Origin of the sequence: Maricaulis sp. (assembly GCF_030149515.1) — a bacterium.
GTDB lineage: Bacteria > Pseudomonadota > Alphaproteobacteria > Caulobacterales > Maricaulaceae > Maricaulis.
On sequence record NZ_JASBRI010000001.1, the window covers coordinates 132,202 to 155,693 of the forward strand.

Consider the following 23,492-nt stretch of genomic DNA (forward strand, 5'->3'; position numbering starts at 1 on the left):
TCAGGTGATGTCGAAACTATAGAGGCTGGACATCGCCAGAACGAGGCTGATCACGATCAGGCCGATGATCGAGGCGATGAAGGCGATGGCCAGCGGTTCTGCCATCGATGTGAGGCGTTTGGCCAGATTGCGGGCATCCTGTTCGCCGGCCTCGGCCACGAAGATCAGCATTTCCGCAAGCGCGCCGGACAGGCGGCCCGTGCGCACCAGGTTGAGCGTCATGGCATCGGTCGTGGTGTGGGCACGCAGGGCCACTTCCAGCATCTCGCCCGAGCGCACGGCGCGGCGCACCTGTTCCAGCCCTTCGCGCCGGCGCGGCGAAAGTACGCCGCGTTCGGCCAGGGCAAGCGCGTCGATCAGCCCGGCCCCGGCGGAGAGCGCGGTACCGGTGACGCGGGCCCAGCGCGCCGTGTCGCTGGCCTCGAGAAAACGCCCCAGAACCGGCGTGCGGAAGGCGATCGCGGTGGCGGCGCGGCGCATGGCGGGGGTGCGCCAGACCTGCACGGCGAGAATGATCAGCACGACAGCCCCGCCCAGCACCAGCGGCATGTTGGCGTTGAAGAACTGGCCGATGCCCAGCACGATGCGTGAGATCGCCGGGATTTCGGCCTGGGCATTGTCCATCAGGGCGGAAAAGCGCGGCACCACGAACATGAAGATGAAGATCACCGCACCCACACCCGCCACGGCGAGGAAGGCGGGATAGGCCAGCGCGTTGCGCACTTCCTCGACCGAGGCAAGATCGCGCTCCATCTGGGCGGCAACCTCGTTGAGCCGCGCATCGAGCGAGCCCGTCGCCTCGCCCAGTTCCACCAGGCGGGGGGCGTAGTCGGGCAGTTCCGGCATGTGCCGGGTGAGCGCCTGGGACAGGCGCCCGCCGCCGCGCAGATCGGACCGGATGGCGCGCATCTGCTCGTTGAGTTCGCGGCAGGGCTCCTCTTCGAGCAGGCTGTCGAAGGAGGCCAGCAGCGGCGATCCCGCACGCAACAGGGTGGCAAGCTGGCGGATGAAACGGTGACGGTCCTTGGGGCGGGCCCGGCGGCGGTCGAAGCGGCGGCCCTCGCCGTCGACGGCGCGCACCTCATAGGCGAGAATGCCCTGGGCGCGCAGCTGGCTGATCGCCCCGGGCTGATCCGTGGCGCTGATCCGCCCCTCGACCGGTGCCCCGTCCTTCTTCAGGCCCTTATAGGCGAAACTGGCCATGACGTGCCGCCTCCCCTGGAGCCTAGGCCCGCGCCGCGTGCGGCGCGCCGGCCAGGCCGGGGTCCTCGCCGGCACCGCCGAGCACACGCATCGCTTCGGAGATAGAGGTGGTGCCGGCGCGCGCCTTCAGCAGGCCGTCCTCAAGCATGGAGAGGAAGCCGGCGCGGCGGGCGGCGTCGAGAATGGCTTCCTGGCCGGCATTCTGGGCGATGGCTTCCTTGACGGCGCCGTCAATAGCGGCCGCCTCGTAGACGGCGATCCGGCCGGTATAGCCCTGGCCGCGGCAGGCGTCGCAGCCGGCCGGAACGCGCCAGGCGGCGGGTTCGGACAGCGCGCCCGCCGGCCAGCGCACGCCGCGTGCCGCGGCCTGGTCGATCAGGCGTTCGGCGGCGCTCACCGCGTCGGGCGGGGCGGGAGCGGCGCATTCGGTGCACAGGCGGCGCAGGAGGCGCTGGGCCAGCAGGCCGCGCAACGAGGCGGAGACCAGGAACGGTTCCACGCCCAGATCGGTGAGGCGTTCGATGGCGCCGAGCGCGGTGTTGGTGTGCAGTGTGGAAAAGACGAGATGGCCGGTGAGCGCGGCCTGGATGGCGATGCGCGCCGTCTCGCCGTCGCGGATTTCGCCGATCATGATGACGTCGGGATCCTGGCGCAGGATGGCGCGCAGGCCGCGGGCAAAGTCATAGCCGATATCGGCGCGCGCCTGCACCTGGGTCACCCCGTCCATGTCGTATTCCACCGGATCCTCGATGGTGATGATCTTGCGCTGGCCGTCATTGACCAGTTCCAGCGCCCGGTAGAGCGTGGTGGATTTGCCCGAGCCGGTCGGGCCGGTAACGAGAATGACGCCGTTGGGCTCGCGGATTACGCGGTTGAAGACCTGGCGCTGGGCCCCCATCAGGCCCAGACCGTCCAGCGAGGGCAGTTCCTGGCGCTTGCGCAGGAGGCGCAGGACCAGGCTTTCGCCCCAGGCGCCGGGCAGGGAGGACACGCGCAGGTCGATGTCCTGGCCGGCAAAGCGCACGGTCTGGCGGCCGTCCTGGGGCAGGCGGCGCTCGGCGATGTCCATGGCCGAGACCAGCTTGATGCGCGAGGCGACGGCGTCGAAACGGGATTTGGGCTGGGTCTGGACCAGACGCAGCACCCCGTCGACGCGAAAGCGGACCTGGAATTCATGCTCGAAGGGTTCGATATGAATGTCGCTGGCGCCGTCGCGCAGGGCGTCCTCGAACACGGCATTGACGAAATCGATGACCGGCGCCTCCTCGGCCATTTCGCGCAGGCGTTCGACATCGGTCAGCGCGTTTTCGCGGGTGCGCGCGCCGGCCGATTGCAGGCGAGCCAGGGCGCTTTCCAGCAGACGGTTGGGGCCGAGGACCATGCGGGTCTGGCCGGACCAGGCGGCGCCGAGGCGTTCGTTGAGGCCCGGATCGAGCGGATTGCGGGCGAAGACCACGAGCTGTGCGGTGTCCGAAGAGGCGGAGGCGGCGGCCTCACCATCGAGGGGAGCGAAACCGGTATCGTTGCCGCCGGGCGCGGCCCACCACAGGACGGCCCCCTTTTCGCCGAGCCAGCGCAGGGGCAGGCCCAGCGCCGCGGGGGCGAGGGCGTAGGCGGCCTCCTCGCGCGGCAGGTCGCCGGGCGGGACGAGCGGCAGGCCGAGCTGATCGGAGAGCGCGGCGAGCAGGCGCTCCTCGGCGACGGCGCCGAGACGCAGCAGCGCCTGGCCGAACAGGACCGGTGTCTCGCGCTGATAGGCCAGCGCCTGCTCGATATCGGACGCCGAGATGGCGCCCGCCTCCTGCAGCAATTCACCGATGCGGCGTTGATCCATGATCCCGACCCCTGCCATGACCGTCTCCCCCGCCATGGCCTTCACGCTCGCGCCCGCCGGAAAACGCCCGGCGGTTCCACCCGTCGAGTTAGACCGCGCCACCGCCCCGCTGGCAAGCCCCGCCACTGAAGCACGCACCGGACGGCCGCGCACAAAAAAGAAGGGCGGCCGAAGCCGCCCTTCCCAATTCGCAGAGCTGAAGCTCGGCTTATTGGTTCAGGTCGAAACCCGTACCCGTCACGATACCGTTACGGGACAGGAGACGCTCCACCTGCGGAGCACCAGCACCGATCGAGTCGTCGATCTTGACCGAGAAGGTCACGTCGCCATTGATGGCTTCCGTGGTGATGCCCAGAGCCGCGGCCAGATCGGCCGACTGGAAGGTGGCCGTCCAGGTGCCGTCTTCACTTGCCGAGACGGTGGCACCGCCGATGCAGGCTTCGGAGTCGCCCGGCAGCGCAGCGCTCGTGGCGCCAACGTGCACCATGACGCACTCGCCGGTGACCGTCGCCAGATCGGACTCGATACCCGTCACGCGGAACGCGTTGGAGGTACCGCCGGAAGCGCGCAGGTTAACCCAGGCGAACTCCGCAGTGTCACCATTGCGATCCTGCAGAGTGATGCTTTCCAGGCCGTCATCATACGTGATCGGGGCCAGAGCCGTAGCGGCCAAGCCCGCGACATCGTAATCGGTGGCGGACGTCACATCGATCGTGGCGGTCGGAGTCTGTTCGGCGACAATGTCGGTGCCATTGTGGGTCCAGGTCACGTCAACGTCACCATCGTCAACATCGGCAACGTCCACGTCACAAGTCGCGGTGTTGGCAACATCGTCGAGAACGCAAGCATTGTCGACGGTGACCGAAGCGACACCGGTGATGTCGTCGAACTGGATGACCACTTCGACGGAGTCCACGCCATTGCCCGCGGCGATTGCAGCGAAGGCATCCGTCCGGATCGGGCCGGTGCCGTCGAAACCGAGCGTCAGGTTGCCGAGATCGCCGGTGAAACCGCCGGCCGTGGCAGAACCGTCGATCGACAGCAGGTTGTCCGCCTCGGTGCCAGCCGTAACAGACGGCGTGTAGGCGTCTTTCAGAGTAACAAGGTCTTCATTGACCGTGTTTTCCGTGAAGTTAGCACTGCCAACCGGCGCGAACGACATTTCGATCGAGACCGGCAGCGACGGGTCGATACGCTCGATCGGCAGAGTCAGATCGCCAACGTCTGCGTCAAAATCGGCGTTGTCGCAAGCGTTGAGGTTAGCTTCCTGGCTGTCCCAGCCGATGAAGGACTGGCCGGAACCGCCGCCGCGGGCGACATTACCAAATTCGCACTCGCCACCGGCACCCACGTTGGTGTTCCACACACCAGCAGCAACCGAGGTCGAGAAACGAGCATTGGTCAGCGTAACGTCAAACGAAACGACTTCACCCCCACCGACAGTAGAGAACAGGTCGTCACCACCAGAACTAAACCCGATGATGACGTTACCCGCAAGATCACCATCCCACTCGTTCGCCAAGATATCGTCTTTAACGAAATCCGTTCCCGCTGTGCCGTCAACGGACGAATATTCTTGGGCCTGAGCCGCACCGGCGAGAAGGGCGATAGCCGCCGCGCCAGTGAGAAGTTTTACCATTTTCATAGGGAGTCCCCCTCTTTCCTACACATAAAAGTCATGGCCATGACAGCTGCCACGACGGTTTTCAAACGATCCGGGTCCAAGTTCGACAGCCCTCGCCAAAGCGGAAGCCTTAACGACAACTCCTCCCCTTAAGACCTTTCGCGCCCGAGAACCCTCGCGACGCTGAGCAGGAGAAAAGCTTATCCCCCGGAAGCTGTCAACTGTGAATCGGGCAAAAAGGGGGCGGCGATGCCGGGGTTTCGCAGGCTTAAGGCTTCATTGTCATATGGTTGAGAAATAAACAGTTTCGCAACAGTTTCCGCCCGGCCCGGCCCGGCCGGGGCCGTCAGGGGGCGGCCCGATTGGCGGCCACCTGTGTCCGGATTGCCATGCTACCTATCCGTTCAGAGTCCGGCGGCCGCACGGCACGCGGCCGGGGCCGGCCCGTTCAGCCGTCCGTCAGCCGCCCCGTCATCCGCCTGGCCCGTCATCCGCCTGCCCCGTCAGCCGCCTTCCGGGGGCACGCGCAGCCGGGCGCGGCATTGCGGGACGGCCAGCGGGCGTTCCCAGATGCGCTGGCGGGGCGAGTGTATGCGGACCCGTCCGGGGGCACAGGCGCCGGAGGGGAAGACCCGCCAGGGTTCGAGCAGTTCGGCCTGCCAGCCCCGGGGCATCGCCCCGGACGGGAGGGCGAGCGGGCCGGGTTCGAAGCGGGCCGGCGCGCCGGCCAGGCGTGCGCCGGTGCGCTGGTCCAGGATCCAGGCATTGAGCCCGGCGAAGGCCTGGCGCACCTGGTGGCGTTCGTGCATGGCGGACATGGAGGGAATGGACATGGCGACGGCCAGGGCGAGGATGGCCAGGGCGATCAGCACTTCGAGCAGGCTGTAGCCGGATTGCCGGCCGGTGCGGCGCCGACGCCCCTTGCCGGACGCGCTATCGCCCGGCCGGATCCAGCGCGCCGGATTGCTCGCCATGGGCCTGCCCCTAGCCGATATCGTCGCCCGGCTGGCCGGCACGGCGCGGATCGATATCGGCATTGAGGCCCTCGCCGCCCGGTGCGCCGTCGGCGCCCAGGCTGAACACCCGGCCGCGGCGGGAGAGATCGTCACCGGCCTCATACTGGAAGGGCGTGCCCCAGGGATCTTCCGGCAGGCCGCCATCCATATAGGGCCCGTTCCAGACCGCGCCGGCATCGGCGCTGGGGGCGACGAGCAGGGCCAGGCCCTCGTCCTGGGTGGGATAGCGGCCGAGATCGAGGCGCATCGTGTCGAGCGCGGTCTCGACCATGCGGATCTGGGTGAGGGCGGCGGCCTGTCTGGAGCTGTCGAGCTGGCCGAACAGGCGCGGCGCCACCAGGGCCGCCAGGGTGGCGATGATGGCGACGGCGATCAGCACTTCCATCAGCGAATAGCCCGCGCGCAGACGCAGGACGCGCCCCCGCGGGGAACGCCCGGCCGGACGCGGCGGGATACCGCAAAAAGCCCCGATGCCACCGACTGTCCGGGACGCAAGTTCTGAAATCCGCATGGTCAAACCCGTTTCAACCCCTACAACCTAACCCCTGCCACTTCCGACGCCGGCGCACCCGGCGGGGACACTTTCCAGAGCGCCGCGCTCCGTTTTCTTACGCGCCGCGCTCCGTTTTGCCCAGGCGCTGCGCTCCGTTTGCCCAGGCGCCGCGCTTCGTTTGCCCAGGCGCTGCGCTATCCCGGGCGCCACGCTTCCGGCCTGCCCCGGCATGGAAGGCCGCAGACACGCGCCACGCCGCCGCGCCCGGACCGGGGGCTTGCATGCGCGGCGCTTGTCCTTCACTTAGCACATGAAACTACCACATGGCTCGTTTTCATTCTAGGACATGATGGCACGCGGCTTCACCCTTCTGGAGACCCTGATCGCGCTGGTGATCGCCTCGATCACGGCGCTGGTGCTGCTGCAGTCGATCATGGCGGTTGCCCGCGGTACGTCCGGTGTGGATGCGGCGCTGGCGCGGGCGCTGGAGAGCGAGTTTTCGCACAGCGCCACCGCCGATGCGCTGGCCGGATCGGTGGCCGACTATCTCGACGCGCCCGGCGTGTTTGCCGGCACGGCGCAGACGCTTGCCGGCGCCACCCGGCGCCCGGTCCTTGCGCCGCACGGCACGCCGGCGGAGTTTGCCCTGGAGCTGCGGTCAGCGGCCCGGGGCACGGTGCTGGTCTATTCGGAAGGCGGCCGCGAGATCGAGGCGATGCGATTCGAGGCGGCGGAGGCCGAGTTCCGCTATGCCTACCGCAGTACCGGGGCGCTCTATGCGGGCGAACCGCCGGCGGTGCTGGAGACCTGGCCGCCCGACGCGCACTATGACAGGAGTCATGTCTATTTCCGTCCGCCGCCCGAACTGGTGATGGTGGTCGATGGCGAGGGCCGGACGCTGTGGGCCGTCGCCGTGAAAGGCGGGGCCGAGGCCCCGCTGCGCGGCAGCGATCTGGACGATATCCTGTGAGGCGCCGGCGCCTCCACGCGGCCGGGCGGCTGCGCCGCGGCTATGTCTTCCCGCTGGCGCTGTGGACGATCGCCATCGTCGCCGTGCTGCTGGGCGCGGCCTATACAGTGATGAGTGCGGCCAATGCCACGCTGGCCCGCATGGTCGAGCGCGAGGCGGCGCTGGCCGATTTCCGGGCGGTGGAAACGCAGATGCTGCGCCTGTTGCTGACCGAGCCGATGGGGCTGTCGGATCTGCGTGTCGGCGGCATGCTGGACCCCGATCCGATCTCCGGCGGGTTCGGCATCGGCGGCGACGGCGTTTCGGCCACCGGCGCCCCCTACCGCGTCGACGGCGAAAACGGCCCGGTGATTGTGCGCCTGGTGGCGGCCAACGGGCTGCTCAGCCTGACCGACGATCCCGGCCCGGCGGCGGAAGCCCTGCTGCTGGCGCTCGGCCGGTCGCGGCCCGACGCCCGGCGGCTGGCGGCCCGCCTGGCCGATTTCGTGGACGAGGACGATCTGCGCCAGCTGGGCGGGGCCGAAGCGGACGATTATCCCGAGGGGCGCCGGCCGCGCAATGCGCCGCTGGGCACCGCCTCGGATGCCTGCGGGGCGCTGGGCTGGGCCGAGGAGGTGGCGCTGTGCGCCGATCCGCGGATGATGGACCTGTTTGCCTTTGCCGGCGGCCCGTCAGCCATGAGCGCCCGGCTGGTGCCGGAATACTGGCTTCACCTGCTGCTGGGCGACGACACGCCTGCCGTGGAGCGCGCCATGGATGCGCTGGAAGATCGGGACCGGCTGGTCCTGTACGAGGATCTGGGGATTGAAGGACTGGATGCGCTGGCCGACAATTCCGCCATACCCGGTCCCAGCTTCCTGATCGTCACGCACCGGCCCGCGGCGGAGTTCGTACAGCTCACGCGGATCGACCTGACGATGGCAAACCTGTACAAACCCTATGAAATCGCGTTTTCGTATGTTGTGGGCGGATCGATTGTCGAGGGGGCGTTCCATGTCGAAGAGGTCGACGCGCTTGACCAACTTCCTCAGGCCGATTGATCGCCGCATCACCGCCGGGGGGGCCGCGCCGCGGCCTGCCGGGGCCCTGCCGCGCGCGGTCCTGTTCGGCGAGCGCTTCGTTGTGAGCCGCGCCCTGCTGCATTTCGAACGGGTGGAACGGCCGGCCGGACGCGTGGACGACCGCGTGCGCCGTGCAGTCGAGCTCGCCGCGCGCAACCGCGCCCCCTTTGCCGATCCCGGCCTGCACATCGTCTGGGGCCAGCGCCACGCCGCAGCCTGGTCCTGGGACCGCACCCTTCTGGCCCGCCTGGGTGTTCCCGAGGGCGCGTGGGTGATGCCCGAACCGGCCCTCGCCGCGCCGCCCCGGGAGGACGGGTTCCGCCTGCGCGAACTGCATGACGGTTATGAAGGTCAGCTGGTGCGCCAGGGCGAACTGTTCGCCAGCCGCTTCTGGCCGCGCCGCCCCTCGCAACAGGATATCGACCTGTTCGTGCGCGCCTGCGGCGTGGCCACTGACGATGCCGACACCGCGCCCGCCGGGACTGTGGACACGCTGCGCATCCGGGTGCGGGACTGGACCTCGCGGCTGACGCCCTTGCATACCGGACTGGCTGTCTTGCTGCTGGTCGGCGTACCGCTGCTTTACGCCGCCGGCTCGCAGGCCCGGCTGAGCTTCGATCTCCACGGCGCCCGCAGCCAGTTGCAGGGCGTCGTGGCCGAAAGTTCGGCGCAATTCGATGCACTGCGGCAATACCAGGCCAATACCCGACTTCTGGAAAGCTACCGGGCGGCGCTCGATCTCGCGCATCCCCTCGCCCCGGCGGCCGATCTCGCCGAGGCGGCCCAGGCTGTGGGCGGCCGGCTCGAGCGATTCCAGATCGCACCCGGCCGCGTCGAAGCGATTCTCGGCGCCGGCAATGACGCCGATCCGGCCGAGATCGTACGCCGTCTCGAGAATGCACCGTCGCTGGCGAATGTGGAAATCCGCCGGGCACGCACGCAAGGACAGTGGGAGGTGCGGGCGGAGCTCGTTCAACTGGCCGGCGTGCAGGAGGATGCGGCATGAACGCCCTGAATGTCCTGATTCAGCGCCTGTCCACCTCCCTTACCGTACGGGCCCAACTGGGTCTCATCGTGCTGCTGGCCCTGGTCGGCTTCGTCGCCGTTATGGATATGTCGGCCCGCAATGCTGCGCTGCGCCAACAACTGACCACCGTGCGCACCGAACTGGCGGGCCGGGAAGCGGCGCTCGACCAGCGCGACTGGAACAGCGTGCTCAGCGAAGCAGATACAGAGGTCGCCGCCGTCGAGGCCCGCTTCTGGCGCGGCGCCACAACCGGTCTGGCCAGCGCCCAGATTCTCGGCGCGGTGGAAACCGCGGCCCGGCTGGCCCGGCTTAACTCTCCGCGGGTTCAGGTGCTGCGCAGCGACGCCCTGTCCGACCGGGCGATTCTTTTCGAGGTCGAACTCACCGCGCGCAGCAACGATGGCGGCTTCGCCACCTTCCTGGAGGCGATTACGGAGGCCGAAGGCGAGTTGCGCCCTGCAGAATTGGTGTGGGAGGGCCGCAATCGGCCCGTCACGATCCGTCTGGTCGCGCCCGCCATCATCGACGGGGCGGATTCGTGATGCCACTCATGCAGCTCCGATTCGCCGCCGCGGGCGTGCTCTGCGCGCTCGCAGCCCTTGCCGGGCTGCTCCTGCCGCCCGCCACCCCGTCGGCCGGCTCGAGCGGACAGGCCAGTTCCCTCACCGCGCTTGCCGGTCCCGACGGCGCCGACGTTCAGGCCTTCGTCGAACGGCTCGGCCGGACCAATCTCTTTCCCGCAGCCCGGACGGTCGCCGAGATCCGGGGCGAGACGGACCCGGAGGCCGGAACGGGTGTGGCTCAACCGGGCGCAGGCAGCGAAGCGGATGCGGCTGCGCGCAGTCCCGCGATCCGCGCGCTTGTCCGGCGGGAGGCCGAGTGGCGGCTGTATGCGGCCGGCGAAGCGAGCCTCACCGACGTATTCGTGCCTGGGGAGGAACTGTTTGACGGCTGGGTGATTGCCGAGATAAGCCCGAGAACGCTCCGGCTGGAGCGGAACGGGGACTATCAGATAATTGATGTATTTGTATCCAATGATGTAGGGCAGTGATGACTCGAATCAGGCAATTCACACTCGGCTCGCTGGGCCTTGTGGCGCTCTCGGGGTGCACCGCCGCAACCTTTACGCCGGATTCCCGGCTGAACCCAGTCTTCGAAGCGCGCCGCGCAGAGCAGGCAGCGCGAGCCGCAGACGACGCCACCGAGGGCCAGGACGTGGCCGCGCTCGAACAAGCCGGCTCTGACGAGATCGTTACCGGCCGCCGCACTGTGCCGGGCGGTTCGCGCAGCTCGGGATCCGGGGCGCTCGGCGATACGCTGACGCCCTCGGGACCGACGATCAACGCCACACTGCCGGCCCAGCCGCTGGCCGCCTTCATAGATACGGCTCTCGGCGAAATCCTTGGCGTGCCCTACGCTCTCGGGCCGGGCGTTGCAGACCGCAGCGACATCGTCTCGCTGCGCAGCGTTCAGGATATGACGCCGCAGACCTTTCTCGGCCTGTTCGAAGCCGCCATCGCCGAGTATGGCCTGGCGATCGACGTGCAGGACGGAATGGCCTTGGTGATCGAACGCAGCGATCTGCGCAGCAATATGCCGCAGGTCATCCGGGCCCGTGCACGGGCAAGCGTCTCTGCCCCCCTTCGTCCCGTGATCCAGTTCGTGGAATTCGAGTTCATCGACGCAGCGGAAATGGATGCGATTCTCCGCCAGGCCTTCCCAGACCAGCAGGAATTATCGATCCAAGTCCGGCGCGACATCAACTCGATGACACTCACTGGCCTGTCCGATGTGGTCGACAGTGCTCTTCAGCTGATTGAACAGCTGGATCGCGCGCGTTTCGCCGGCGCTGCCGTGGTGACGCTGTCGCCTAGAAATTGGGAAGCTTCGGAACTGGCCCAATCGCTGGTCGATATCCTTACCCTGGAAGGCTATCAGGTCGGCTTGGGCACCCGGCAGGTCCGGCCGCTGTCGATGCTGGCGCTGGAACAAACCAACCAGATCCTGATCTTTGCCCACAATGAAGACAATCTGGCCCATCTGATTGCCACTGCGCGGCGCCTTGAGCAGGCAGCGGAGCGGGAAGACGCTACCCGTTCCTATGTCTACCAGGTGCGCAACACCGACGCCGAGGATATCGCCGGTGTTGTCCGCGCCGTACTCGGTGAAGCTTCGCGCCAGACGGCTGGGCCCGAGACCGAAGCGGGCGGCACCGCATCCTCGACGAGCTCGCTCAATTCCCGACTTGCGGTCGATACGTTTGGCAACCGGCTCATTTTTACCGGCGCACGCGATGAATACGACAATCTGGTGCGCATACTAGAGCAGCTGGACACACCGGTGGCGGAAGTTCTTGTCGAAGTGACAATCGCCGAAGTGGTGTTCAGCGACAGCACGCGTTTCGGCCTGGAGTTCTTTCTCAATACGATGGGCGGCGATGTGCAGCTGGGTACCCGTGACGGACTTGGCTTATCCAGCGGCGGCCTGTCTGCGGTGGTCACATCAGGTCAGGTCGATGTGGAAGCAGCCGCTAACGCCACCAATTCCCGCATCAACATCCTCTCAACACCGCGTGTTGTAGCCCGCTCTGGTGAGTCGGCCGAAGTTCAGGTGGGCACCGATGTTCCCATCATCACGTCTCAGCGTGCGGCCAACACGCAGGATTCCGGCTCCACGGACATTCTGCAATCGATTCAGTACCGGTCGACCGGCGTACTTCTGACGGTGGAACCCCGGGTGTTCAGCAATGATCGCATCGATCTAGCTATCACCCAGGAAGTCAGTTCTGCCGACGAAAACCCCAATCAGGCAATCGGTAGTCCGATCATTTCCAATCGTCGGATGACGTCGGCTATCACACTGCAAGATGGCCAGACCGCGGTTCTCGGCGGTTTGATCAGCGAGACGGTCAATCGCGGTTCCACCGGAGCGCCGCTGCTCCAGGATCTGCCTCTGCTGGGGAACCTCTTCAAGACCGAAACATTCAACAACGATCAACGCGTCCTGCTCGTTCTCGTCACGCCGTTCATCTTGAACGACCGGACCGACCGACAACGCATTGTGGATGCATTCCGCGGTGAAATAAACGACGCCTTCGTTTCCCGGATCGGCGCGGGCGACACGTTCCTGCAACATGAGCACCCGATGCAGGTCCGAACTGCTGACGAGTGATGGACGAAACAGCGTTCCTTGCACTCGTCGGTATCGCGTCAGGAGTGATGGCAACACTTACCGGTCTGGCAACCGCGTCGTCTATGAGTATCTGGCGGCGACGGCGGCGCAGAAACGTATTCCTCCTGGCCCTGGCGATCGCCATCGCCATGGCAATGACTTTCGGCTGGGTTGCACGCCAGCCGGTTTCCAGCCTTATTTTTGCAGGGGCCTGCGGTACCGCTGCATCGGCAGCAGCGTTGGACCTTGCGATCCGCCGCGTGCACGATCTCGGCACTTTTGCCGTGGCGCTTGCGGGCCTTGCCCACGCCGCGCTTACGTCGACCTTGATGTCCTCGCTTGTAGCGTCCGCCGGTTCGATGGCCATATTGGGGCTGGCAGGTCTCGTAACAACCGTGCGGCGTGGATCAACCGCTCTTGGGCTGGGTGATATTCTCTTCGCTTGCGCGTGCGGTCTTTGGGTCAATCCGGCCCTTTTGGCACCCGCTCTGCTGATGTCAGTAGCGGCTAGTGTAGTCATCGAACGCCCTTGGAGAAGCGACGCTTCGGTACGGATCGCGTTTGTACCGGGCCTAGCCCTAGGATACGGTATCGCGGCTGTGGGCGCACAGATTGTTTGACATGGACTCCATCGCAAAAGCCAAACATCTTCGGGCCGGCTTCAGTGTCATCGAGGCACTCGCCGCCATCGCTTTGCTCGCCGTGGCTCTCGCGCCGCTGTATTCGATGCTTCAGCAAATATCCGACGCTACTGCACGCACAAGGAATTTTGTTGAGGCCCGGGAGATCAGGTCGACTGTGATCAGCCTCGTTGATACCGGTCTTGATATACCGGAAGAAGTCCAGGGATGGTCGGTGCTTGTCACGAAGGATCAGAGCAGCTCACCAGAAGCGGTCGATGGATACCTCGGAGGGCAATACTTTATGCTTTCGCTCGATAACTACAATATATCCATCCAAAAAAACGGATTTATCATGGAAGCACAATATCAGAAAATTTCACTCGATCCGATATATAATACAGAGGACGAAGCGATATTTAGCAATATGTGATATTTATCTATATATTTCGTATTTAGATTTATCAAAATTATTATCCGAGATGCTATCGAATATATTATCGTGAATGCTATTTCGCAGAAAAATTATATCCACCTGCCATAAAGATTCGTCAAAATAACATGGCTCAACTATATCAAAAATATTGAAACAATGCTCAGACATAAAATATACAACATCCGCCATATTGACCTGAGTTACCTCGACCACGACAATACTGCAACTGTTCAGAAATACGCTCGCGCCTCGCAAGACGCTCAGTTCGTGGCCATCCGTATCGATCTTGAGCAAGCAATTTTCCACGGAACCAAGATGCTCCGCAAAGGAATCGAGCGACACAACATCGATCTGGCGAGCGGGGGTTTGCGTTGCGACTCCGTCCAGATGCGCACTGGAATTCATTGATCCCGCCTCGCCTAGAATCCGCAAAGACGCTTCCCCGTCGCTACACCCAACTGCTTTCTGGATCAGCGTGAAATTCAGCCCTTCATACGCCCGCCGGATCGGCCGGGCGCACTCATCGACCGGCTCGAACAGGAAATGATGAACGTCGCGAAAATTGTCGATCAATTCGGGCGTGCCTTGAAGGACGCCGACATCAATCACCGCACCGACCGCCACGCCTCGCTTCTTTAAGATCCGAAACGCTTCCAGCTTCTTGGGCGAGCGCGCTCGCCCGCCACGTCGCCACTGTCGACCAAGCCGTTTCATGAGGGCCGTGAGCTTTTGAATAAAATCACGTAACTTGGCGATCACATGTGCTCCGACAAGTTTCCTATCCCGACGGGGTGCCGCCACATCTATTCGCCGCTCCGCCCTCACTGCCGCGTTAGGGACAGCTTGTGACCACTCTCCTCATAGGCGGACAGCACCTCATTCATCGGTGCGTCCATCCGAATTCGTCCGTCATGAAGCCACAGACCACGGGTGCAATTGCTGAGCAGCAGGCTCTGGCTGTGAGAAGCGAGAACTAGAATGCCGGCCTGACCAACAAATGTTGCCATCCGTTCGCTCGCCAATTTACGGAACTTTGCATCGCCCGCCGACAGCCATTCGTCCAGAATAAGAATATCCGGTTCAAATGCTGTCGCGATCGCAAAATTCAGGCGCATACGCATACCGGCCGAATAGGTCTCCACCGGGAGGTCGATGAACTCGCCCAGCCCTGCAAAAGCTGCAATTTCGCTCCGGCGTTCCTCGATTTCCGCCCGGGTCCGTCCGGACGCGAGCCCCCTTAGAGTGATGTTCTGGTTGCCTGTCGCCTCACTGCGCATGCCCAGATTAATGTTTACCAGGCTGGTTGTCCGCCCATCTACAAGAACACATCCATTGTCCGGTGGATATATACCCGCGAGGACCTGCAACAATGTGGTCTTGCCGGAACCGTTGGCTCCAACCAGCCCGATGCGCTCGCCTTCGTTTACCTCGAACGACACATCTTCCAACGCCCGAACACCTTTGATGTAACCGTGCTTGTCGCGCACCAGTCTCTGAATGCCCCCGAAATCTTCCCCGGGATCGAGCGCTGCAGTCTGCGTATCGAGCGAGCTGCGCGCCCGATTGAATATCGGGTAAGTAACGGCGAGTTGCTGTACGAGGATTCGAGACATGACCGAGTCTTACAACCAGTATGGCAATCGGCGACGGAACGCAGCGGCAAAACCGGTTGCTGCTCCCCAAACCGCCAGGGTCAAGATACATACGACCAGCCAGCTCGTCGTTCTCGGCATTTCTCCCAAGAGGGGAGATCTGAAAATTTCAACATAGTGCGTCAACGGGTTCAGGTCCGCCGCAAATGCGCGCGTTCCGTCCAGTCCCTCGCGCACCCATAGGATAGGCGTGACAAAAATCAGTAGGCGCGTGATAGATGTTACCAAATGACCGACATCCTCAAATCGCGCTGAAACCAGTCCCAGCATGTATTGAACCGCCACCGCATTGAGCACGTAGACCAACAAGGCCGGAACAGCCAGTAGGGACAGGAAACTAGGTCGCCATCCCATCCACATCATAATGGGGACCACCACCGCCATCTGCAGGGCAAAGATCAGAAACGACCTAAACAGACTGCGGTAGACATGAACCGAATACGGCAATGGCATCGCCTTGATCCAGACGTGGGACGACGTAAAGACCTGGCATCCGTCAATAAAATTGCCAGTTATAAAAATAAAGGCCGCATAGCCGAGCGCTACATAGACAATAAAGCTGTCTAACTCACGGCCCGAAAACCCCGAAAAGAAAAACGAAACGCCGGCTACGAACATCAGAAAGGAGACGACGATCCAGGATACGCCCAAGACGCTTCGGCGATAGCGCTGCTTAATCTCATCCCAGGCGAAGGTACGCCACAACTCCACCATTGTGAGACCGGTCCAAATATCATTCCAGAAGCCACGGACGCCTTGCGCCGCATGTGGGTCATACTGTCGGATCTGGTTTGTCATGACAGCTGATTACGGTCTCTGGGTTCGGAAAGGGTCGACGTTGGGGTAAATGAGCCGCTTCTGAGTGTCCATCCTGTTGCACGGTATCTTGCTGATTTGCCAGCCTCGTGCGGAACGCGTGCCGCAAACGGCCGCAACGGACCGAGCGTTTCCACCACTGCAGACACTTCGCCCACACTTAACGTCGCCCGGCGTTGCCAAGTCATTCCACGGTGACAGACTTGGCAAGATTGCGGGGTTGGTCCACATCCGTCCCCTTCAGGGCGGCGATGTGATACGCAAGCATCTGGACCGGAACGGCCGCCACCAACGGACGGACAATTTCAGGGCATTCCGGCATCATCACCGTCTGCGCCGCCGTATTGTCCGCTTCTTCAGCCCCTCTTGAATCAGTGATCAGTATAACCTCAGCACCTCGCGCGGATACCTCTTGGATGTTCGACAGGGTCTTGGAAAAAAGGCCGTCATAGGGCGCTGTAACGACCACCGGTGTTCCTTCCTCGATCAACGCTATGGGGCCATGCTTGAGTTCGCCTGCAGCGTAGCCTTCGGCATGGATATAGCTGATCTCCTTAAGCTTGAGCGCGCCTTCCAGCGCAAGCGGATGGAAAACTCCACGCCCGACATAGAGCACGTCCCGGGCCGCTGTAAGCCGATGCGCGATCCGCTCGATTTCCGGCTCGGCGGCTAGCGCCATATTGATCAGGCGTGGCGTCTCAAGCACGACACGGGCCAGCTCCCGTTCGGCCCGCTCGTCCAAAACACCCCGCGCCCTGCCAGCTCCTACAGCCAAACAGACGAGCGCAGCGAGTTGAGCCGTGAAGGCCTTGGTGGACGCCACGCCGATCTCCGGCCCAGCCTCGGTCATGGCGACCGCATCCGCTTCACGCGCGATGGAGGATTCTGCCACATTGACGACCGCCAGTGTGCGGGACCCCATCTGCCGACAGTAACGCAAAGCGGCCAGCGTATCGGCTGTCTCGCCTGATTGCGACACGAGCAATGCGGCATCGCGTTTCGAAATCACAGGATCGCGATAGCGGAACTCCGAAGCCACATCGATTTCCACCGCAAGCCGGGCCTGCCGTTCGAACCAGAACTTCGCGACGGCGGTCGCGTAGTAGGCTGTACCGCAAGCGGTTGCCACAAGCCGATCGACATTGGCCCAGTCCAACAGTGCGTCTGTCCGGAACCGGCCAGCATCAATGTCAACATACCGCGCAAGCGTTCGAGCCACCGCGTCCGGCTGTTCATGGATTTCTTTTTCCATGAAGTGCCGGTATTCGCCTTTGTCCGCAAAACCCGCCACAGCGCGCGAAATCTGAACCGGCCGAACTACTTCCCTGCCATCCGAGTCGAATACCCGGGCGCCCTGGGAGGTCACGACCGCCCGGTCTCCCTCCTCAAGATAGATCACCCTGTTGGTCCATCCTGCAAGTGCAAGAGAGTCGGAGCCAACAAACCCCTCCCCATCACCGATACCGACGACCAACGGGCTACCGGCACGGGCTGCCCAGATTCGACCGGGTTCTTCGGCATTGACCGCCGCCAAGGCGTAGGCCCCGCGCAAACGCTCCACTGCTGCAGAGAAGGCCTCATCCATATTCAGGCCCGATTTGATGCCGGACGCAATCAGATGGGCAATGACCTCAGAATCAGTTTGGCTTTGAAAGATGAAACCCGCGGCAAGCAGCTCATCTCGCAAAATCTGGTAGTTCTCGATGATGCCGTTGTGGACTATTGCCACCGGGCCCGACGCATGTGGATGCGCGTTGTCTTCTGTAGGGGCCCCGTGGGTCGCCCAGCGGGTGTGGGCAATGCCTACACCCCCGTCGAGCGGATCCGCGGCCAGTCGGGCTTCCAGTTCAGCGATTTTCCCACGGGCGCGTCGTCGCTTGAGGTCCCCCGTCTCCGTTAAGACCGCTACACCAGCAGAGTCATAGCCCCGGTATTCCAGCCGCCGCAGCCCATCAACGAGTCTGGTCGCAACCTGATTCGCTCCAACGATGCCAACGATCCCGCACATTCCTGGCTCCTGTCCGATGGGTAGCGAAACTTTGCGCCAACCCGAGTTAAGCGAAGCTAACCATAATGGCGAAGTGACGCACGCCTCGTTTGTTCGCTCGGCGCTCAACAAATCCTGCCGGACGTTTCATGCTGCCAAAGCGCGCACCGGCCTCAGACTTCTTGATCGAAGGCCCCGATTTCCGGGTAGTTGTCTAACTCGGCCTTGATTTCGCGGAAGATGGATTTCACGTCTTCTGCGCTAGAAGAGCTTTCCACAACCACAACAAGATTGGGCGTGTTCGAGGACGCACGCACCAACCCCCACGATCCGTCTTCTAGAGCGAAGCGCACACCATTCACCGTGTTCACCGCAACGATATGACGTCCGGCGACACGATCGCCCCGTTCTGCCTTGGCCTTGTAGGTGGAGGCGATCTGCTCGACCACGTCATATTTCTCCTCATCGGCACAAGCCGGCGACATGGTTGGGGAGCCGTAGCTGACAGGCAAGTCGCGGCGCAAATCGGCCATCGACTTTTCCGGGTTGCGGTCGAGCATTTGCATAATGGCACGCCCCGCCACGAGCCCGTCGTCATAACCGCGACCGATCGGCGGTTGCAGGAAGAAATGGCCAGACTTCTCGAAACCGGCCAGCGCTCCCAGCTCACGCGAGCGTCGCTTGATGTAGGAATGGCCGGTCTTGAAATAGTCGGTCTTGCATCCGTGTTCCGCCAGCACCGGATCGATGGTGAATAGACCGGTGGACTTTACGTCGACCACGAAAGTTGAACCCGGGTGCAACGGTGCCAGATCGCGCGCCAGCATGAGGCCGATCTTGTCCGCGAAGATCTCCTGCCCCTCATTGTCGATCACGCCGCAACGGTCGCCATCACCGTCGAAGCCCAGCCCGACATCGGCTCCATGCTCGAGCACCGCATCACGCATTGCGTGCAACATTTTCATGTCTTCCGGATTGGGGTTGTAGCGCGGAAATGTGTGATCAAGACCGCAATCCATCTCGATCACCTCGGCACCCATTGCCCGCAGCGCTTGTGGCGCGAAGGCCCCCGCCGTGCCGTTGCCGCAAGCCGCCACTACTTTCAGCGGCCGCTTCAGATCCACATCTTTCGCTACGTCAGCGAGATAACGTTCGGCGACGCCCGCCTCGCGCACGTAACCGCCACCACTGCGCGCCCGACCCTCGCCGCCAAGCACGATCTCGCGCAGCCGGCCCATCTCGGCAGGCCCAAACGTAAGCGGTCGCTCCACGCCCATCTTCACTCCCGTCCAGCCGTTGGAATTATGGCTGGCCGTGACCATGGCGACGCACGGAATGTCGAGATCAAACTGCGCGAAATAGGCCACAGGAGACAAGGCCAGCCCGATATCGTGCACTTCGACACCCGCCGCCATCAGTCCGACTTCCAGCGCCTGTTTGACCCCCAGCGAATAGCTGCGAAAATCATGACCAGTCACGATTTTCGGCTCGACACCGAGTTCATGGATCAGAGTGCCTAGCCCCAGGCCCAGAGCCTGTACGCCGTAGAGGTTGAGGTCGGGCGGCACGTCCGAGCCGGAATGGCCGAACCACCAGCGTGCATCGTACTCGCGAAACCCTGTCGGCTTGATTAGGGCTTCATTTTCGAACATCCAAGTGTTGGGGTGGAGCGTTGCATGCGGCTTGGTCATATCGTCCCCTGGAGTAGATGCGGACATCAGCGTTCGGACCACCGTCCCTAGGCATCACTACGGCCCACACTGGTATAAGAGAAGCCCACATTACGAGCTTCTTCGGGCGTATAGATGTTGCGAAGGTCGATTAGCACGGGCCGGCTCATTAGCTGCTTGAGCCGTTTCAAGTCCAACGCCCGAAATTCGTTCCACTCGGTGATGATCACTACAGCGTCGGCCTTCTCGGCACACAGATAGGGGCCCGACACGAACTCGACATTCTCCAACAATTTCTCCGCCTCGACAGTCCCGGCGGGATCGAAAGCGCGAATTTTCGCACCTGCCTTCTGCAGCGCTGGAATAATTTGCAAACTCGGCGCTTCGCGCATGTCATCCGTGTTCGGCTTGAAGGTTACGCCCAACACGGCGATCGTCTTGCCGCCGACATCACCATCGCATGCTTCGATCACTTTGTCGGCCATGGCCCGCTTACGCGTATCGTTCACATCAACAACCGTCTCGATCAGGCGCAGCGGCGAGCCGGCATCCTGGGCAGTGCGCGTCAGCGCCAGCGTATCCTTCGGAAAACAGGAGCCGCCATAGCCCGGCCCGGCGTGCAGGAACTTGCCGCCGATCCGGTTGTCAAGACCGACGCCGCGAGCCACTTCCTGCACATTCGCGCCCACCTTCTCGCAGAGATCGGCGATCTCGTTGATGAAGGTGATCTTCATGGCGAGAAAGGCATTGGCGGCGTACTTGATGAGTTCTGACGTGCGACGCGAGGTAAACACGATCGGCGTCTCGTTCAGGAAAAGCGGGCGGTAAAGCTCGCTCATCACGGTGCGGGCGCGGTCATCATCGGTTCCCACGACGACCCGGTCGGGACGCTTGAAGTCATCGATCGCGGCCCCTTCCCTCAGGAATTCCGGGTTCGACACAACGGCGAATTCGGCGTTCGGCCGCGCATCGCGGATGATGCGTTCGACCTCGTCGCCCGTGCCAACCGGCACGGTCGATTTGGTCACCACCACCGTATAGCCATCCATCACCTCGGCCACTTCCTTGGCCGCGGCATACACGTAGGACAGATCCGCATAGCCGTCGCCCCGGCGCGAAGGCGTGCCCACGGCGATGAACACGGCTTCGGCCGTACGTACCGCTTCGGCGAGGTCCTGGGTAAAGCTGAGACGGCCTTCGCGAACATTGCGATTGACCAGAAGATCAAGACCGGGCTCGTAGATCGGGATGCCGCCCGAATTCAGCGTCTCGACCTTGCCGGCATCCTTGTCGACGCAAATCACCTCATGACCGAAGTCTGCGAAACAGGCTCCCGAGACAAGCCCAACGTAACCGGTTCCGATCATTGCGACGCGCATCGCCCGACACTCCCATCCATGGATCGGCCCGGTATCGCCGAGGCTGTGCCCCGACGCAAGACCCGGCGGGCGTTTGCTACAGTGGATGACAGTGCGCCACCCGGCATGCGGCGACGCGCCGGGCGAGGCCTGTCATTTCCGGTCACAGGAACAAAAGCACGCCGGCGCACTGAAAGACAGCCGGTCAGGCCACTGTGGCTTCAATGGCCGAGCGTATGCTGCCAACCACGGCGCTGATCACTTTCCGGTCGCCCTCGGCCATCACGCGAATGACGGGTTCGGTCCCCGATGCCCGCACGACCAGGCGGCCCGCATCACCCAGTTGTTTTTCCCCCGCACAAATGGCCGAACGGACTGCCTCGGTTTCAAGCGGGGCAACACCACGCTTGATACGGACATTTTCCAGCAATTGCGGCGCCGGTTGGAAAACCTGGAGCACATCGCTCGCCGGCTTGCGGCGATCGCCGAGCACACGAAGCACCTGCAGCGCGGCGATCAGGCCATCGCCCGTCGGCGCGAAATCCGGCATCACAACATGTCCGGACGATTCTCCTCCGAGATTGATGCCCGTCTCCGTCATGCGTTCGGAAACATAGCGATCGCCGACCTTGGTGCGTTCGAGCCCGATACCCTGGCTATCCAGGAATTGTTCCAGGCCCAGATTGGACATGACGGTCCCGACGATCGCATCGTGCCGCAATTCACCGGTCTTCTTCCAGTGCTGCGCCAGCAGGGCGAGGATCTGGTCACCATCGATCACGCGTCCCTTCTCGTCGCAGAGGACCAGCCGGTCGCCATCGCCATCCAGCGCAATGCCCAGATCGGCCCGGTATTTAACCACTTCCTTGCACATGCGGCCCGGCGCCGTGGATCCGCACTCCTCGTTCACATTGAATCCATTGGGCTCGACGCCGATCGGGATGACATCGGCCCCCAACTCCCAGAACACGGTGGGCGCTACCTTGTAGGCAGCGCCATTGGCGCAATCGACCACGATCCTGAGCCCCGAAAGGCGCTGACTGCGGGGAAAGGTGGATTTGACGATCTCGACATAGCGCGCCTGGGCATCGTCGATCCGCTTGGCCCGTCCGAGATCCGCGGGCGCGGCGAGTTTCTCGGTCAGACCGCCGTCCATGCGCTTTTCGATCTTCAGTTCGGTCTTGTCGTCCAGCTTCTTGCCGTCCGGACCAAAGAGTTTGATGCCATTGTCATGATAGGGATTGTGCGACGCCGTAATCATCACCCCGAGATCGGCACGCAGGGATCGTGTCATCAGGGCGACGGCCGGTGTCGGCAGCGGGCCGAACTGGAACACGTCCATGCCAACCGATGTGAACCCGGCCACAAGGGCGGATTCGATCATGTAGCCGGACAGCCGGGTATCCTTGCCGATCACGACGGAATGACGACCGGAGTGCCGCACGAAATGCTTGCCGGCCGCCATTCCCAGACGAAGCGCCGTTTCCGCAGTCATCGGAAAGCTGTTGGTCAGCCCGCGGACGCCGTCCGTGCCGAAGTATTTCTTGCCCATTTCCACACCCGCTTTGGATCCGCATCCCTATATACGACTCATCGGCTTACGCGAAGTGAATCGCGGCGGTGGACGCTCGGGGAGCGATCGGGTAGGCGTTCGGTTCTCTGAGCGAGGGGGTTGAGGATGAAGCCAATACGCAAAGCGGTTCTCCCGGTGGCAGGACTGGGCACACGAGTGTTGCCCGCCACCAAATCGATCCCCAAGGAGATGCTCCCCGTTTTTGACCGTCCGGCCATCCAGTACGTCGTCGACGAGGCCCGCGCAGCCGGAATCGAGCATTTCGTCTTCGTAACCGGCCGCAACAAAAGTGCGATCGAGGATTATTTCGACACCGCCTACGAACTCGAATCCACTCTGCAAGGCAAGAACAAGTCGGCGATCCTGGCCGAGCTGGAGCGCAACAAGCCGGTTCCCGGTTCAATGAGCTTCGTTCGCCAGCAGGCTCCGCTGGGCCTTGGCCACGCGATCTGGTGTGCCCGCGACATTGTCGGCGATGAAGCCTTCGCCATTCTCCTGCCCGACATGCTGGTCCAGGCACAGCCCAGCTGCCTGGCACAGATGGTCGAGGCGTACGACCGGGTCGGCGGCAATCTGATCGCCGTCGAACCCTGCGAAGATCCGTCCGGCTACGGCATTATCGATCCGGTCGACCGCTCCGGCCCACTGATGAAGATGAAAGGCATGGTGGAAAAGCCCCCGCGCGAGAGTGCCCCGTCCAATCTCTTCATCACCGGGCGCTATATCCTGCAACCGGACATCTTCGACCTGCTGGCCGATCAGGGCGCCGGCGCCGGCGGCGAAATCCAGCTCACCGACGCCATGGTCCGCCTGATGGCGTCCCAGGATTTCCATGCGCTGGAATATGCCGGCCAGTCCTACGACTGCGGCAGCAAGCTGGGCTATCTGCGTGCCAATATGGCCTATGCGCTCATCGACCCGGAGCATGGCCCGGCGGCGGCTGAACTGGTCCGGGAATTCGCCGGGCCGTCGTGACCGGCC

General features: G+C 63.3%; 21 protein-coding genes. 9 read left to right on the forward strand and 12 right to left on the reverse strand.

All coding sequences use genetic code 11. The annotated features are described in order from the left end of the window. The 5 genes from Q1U94_RS00670 to gspG all read right to left on the reverse strand — a co-directional run bounded on the left by Q1U94_RS00670 (position 1) and on the right by gspG (position 6,131). Entirely contained in the window at positions 1-1,203 is a 1,203-nt protein-coding gene (locus Q1U94_RS00670; protein WP_300540882.1) for a type II secretion system F family protein, read from the reverse strand. Positions 1,204-1,225: 22 nt separating this feature from the next. Beyond that, positions 1,226-3,037 carry a GspE/PulE family protein gene (locus tag Q1U94_RS00675; protein WP_300540884.1) on the reverse strand — a complete coding sequence of 604 codons (1,812 nt, stop codon included), beginning with the start codon at positions 3,035-3,037 and terminating at the stop codon, positions 1,226-1,228. Between the two features lie 208 nt (positions 3,038-3,245). After that, positions 3,246-4,682 (reverse strand): hypothetical protein, encoded by a 1,437-nt coding sequence (locus tag Q1U94_RS00680; RefSeq protein WP_300540886.1) that lies wholly within the window; start codon positions 4,680-4,682, stop codon positions 3,246-3,248. Positions 4,683-5,164: 482 nt separating this feature from the next. After that, complete coding sequence (locus Q1U94_RS00685; protein ID WP_300540888.1) at positions 5,165-5,635, reverse strand: prepilin-type N-terminal cleavage/methylation domain-containing protein; 471 nt, start codon at positions 5,633-5,635, stop codon at positions 5,165-5,167. Positions 5,636-5,645: 10 nt separating this feature from the next. After that, positions 5,646-6,131, reverse strand: a complete 486-nt coding sequence (gene gspG / locus Q1U94_RS00690; protein WP_366917241.1) for a type II secretion system major pseudopilin GspG — start codon at positions 6,129-6,131, stop codon at positions 5,646-5,648. A gap of 385 nt (positions 6,132-6,516) precedes the next feature. Between gspG and Q1U94_RS00695 the strand changes: the two genes are divergently transcribed. Genes Q1U94_RS00695 through Q1U94_RS00730 form a run of 8 tightly spaced genes read left to right on the forward strand, consistent with a single transcriptional unit; the run spans position 6,517 to position 13,452 of the window. Next, positions 6,517-7,140: a type II secretion system protein gene (locus tag Q1U94_RS00695; RefSeq protein ID WP_300540892.1), complete on the forward strand. Its 624-nt coding sequence runs from the start codon at positions 6,517-6,519 to the stop codon at positions 7,138-7,140. Next, a complete protein-coding gene (locus Q1U94_RS00700) occupies positions 7,137-8,180 on the forward strand; it encodes a type II secretion system protein GspK (RefSeq protein WP_300540894.1) in 1,044 nt (347 codons plus the stop codon). The genes Q1U94_RS00695 and Q1U94_RS00700 overlap by 4 nt, the downstream gene beginning before the upstream one ends. Then, entirely contained in the window at positions 8,134-9,207 is a 1,074-nt protein-coding gene (locus Q1U94_RS00705) for a hypothetical protein (protein WP_300540896.1), read from the forward strand. The genes Q1U94_RS00700 and Q1U94_RS00705 overlap by 47 nt, the downstream gene beginning before the upstream one ends. Beyond that, complete coding sequence (locus Q1U94_RS00710; protein ID WP_300540898.1) at positions 9,204-9,770, forward strand: hypothetical protein; 567 nt, start codon at positions 9,204-9,206, stop codon at positions 9,768-9,770. The genes Q1U94_RS00705 and Q1U94_RS00710 overlap by 4 nt, the downstream gene beginning before the upstream one ends. Positions 9,771-9,778: 8 nt before the next feature. Then, the gene (locus tag Q1U94_RS00715; RefSeq protein ID WP_300540900.1) at positions 9,779-10,279 is read left to right on the forward strand and encodes a hypothetical protein; all 501 of its coding nucleotides are present in this window, start codon (positions 9,779-9,781) and stop codon (positions 10,277-10,279) included. Next, complete coding sequence (locus Q1U94_RS00720) at positions 10,279-12,399, forward strand: secretin N-terminal domain-containing protein (protein ID WP_300541050.1); 2,121 nt, start codon at positions 10,279-10,281, stop codon at positions 12,397-12,399. The genes Q1U94_RS00715 and Q1U94_RS00720 overlap by 1 nt, the downstream gene beginning before the upstream one ends. Next, positions 12,399-13,019 (forward strand): prepilin peptidase, encoded by a 621-nt coding sequence (locus Q1U94_RS00725; RefSeq protein WP_300540902.1) that lies wholly within the window; start codon positions 12,399-12,401, stop codon positions 13,017-13,019. The genes Q1U94_RS00720 and Q1U94_RS00725 overlap by 1 nt, the downstream gene beginning before the upstream one ends. Before the next feature lies 1 nt (position 13,020). Next, positions 13,021-13,452 carry a hypothetical protein gene (locus Q1U94_RS00730; RefSeq protein ID WP_300540903.1) on the forward strand — a complete coding sequence of 144 codons (432 nt, stop codon included), beginning with the start codon at positions 13,021-13,023 and terminating at the stop codon, positions 13,450-13,452. A 3-nt stretch (positions 13,453-13,455) separates the two neighbouring features. Here Q1U94_RS00730 and Q1U94_RS00735 read toward each other — a convergent pair whose 3' ends face one another. The 7 genes from Q1U94_RS00735 to glmM form a co-directional block, all read right to left on the reverse strand. Beyond that, positions 13,456-14,214: an FkbM family methyltransferase gene (locus Q1U94_RS00735; protein WP_300540904.1), complete on the reverse strand. Its 759-nt coding sequence runs from the start codon at positions 14,212-14,214 to the stop codon at positions 13,456-13,458. 62 nt (positions 14,215-14,276) lie between these two features. Then, entirely contained in the window at positions 14,277-15,068 is a 792-nt protein-coding gene (locus tag Q1U94_RS00740) for an ABC transporter ATP-binding protein (RefSeq protein ID WP_300540905.1), read from the reverse strand. A gap of 9 nt (positions 15,069-15,077) precedes the next feature. Further along, positions 15,078-15,905 (reverse strand): ABC transporter permease, encoded by an 828-nt coding sequence (locus Q1U94_RS00745; RefSeq protein ID WP_300540907.1) that lies wholly within the window; start codon positions 15,903-15,905, stop codon positions 15,078-15,080. A 202-nt stretch (positions 15,906-16,107) separates the two neighbouring features. Then, a complete protein-coding gene (gene glmS, locus Q1U94_RS00750) occupies positions 16,108-17,931 on the reverse strand; it encodes a glutamine--fructose-6-phosphate transaminase (isomerizing) (RefSeq protein WP_300540909.1) in 1,824 nt (607 codons plus the stop codon). A gap of 152 nt (positions 17,932-18,083) precedes the next feature. Further along, positions 18,084-19,601, reverse strand: coding sequence for a phosphomannomutase/phosphoglucomutase (locus Q1U94_RS00755; protein WP_300540911.1), 1,518 nt, complete (start codon positions 19,599-19,601; stop codon positions 18,084-18,086). A 47-nt stretch (positions 19,602-19,648) separates the two neighbouring features. Next, positions 19,649-20,959, reverse strand: coding sequence for a UDP-glucose/GDP-mannose dehydrogenase family protein (locus Q1U94_RS00760; RefSeq protein WP_300540913.1), 1,311 nt, complete (start codon positions 20,957-20,959; stop codon positions 19,649-19,651). 184 nt (positions 20,960-21,143) lie between these two features. Beyond that, positions 21,144-22,490 carry a phosphoglucosamine mutase gene (gene glmM, locus Q1U94_RS00765; RefSeq protein WP_300540915.1) on the reverse strand — a complete coding sequence of 449 codons (1,347 nt, stop codon included), beginning with the start codon at positions 22,488-22,490 and terminating at the stop codon, positions 21,144-21,146. Between the two features lie 126 nt (positions 22,491-22,616). Here glmM and galU point away from each other — a divergent pair, with 126 nt between their 5' ends. Continuing rightward, a complete protein-coding gene (galU, locus tag Q1U94_RS00770) occupies positions 22,617-23,486 on the forward strand; it encodes a UTP--glucose-1-phosphate uridylyltransferase GalU (RefSeq protein ID WP_300540917.1) in 870 nt (289 codons plus the stop codon). Positions 23,487-23,492 lie beyond the last annotated feature (6 nt).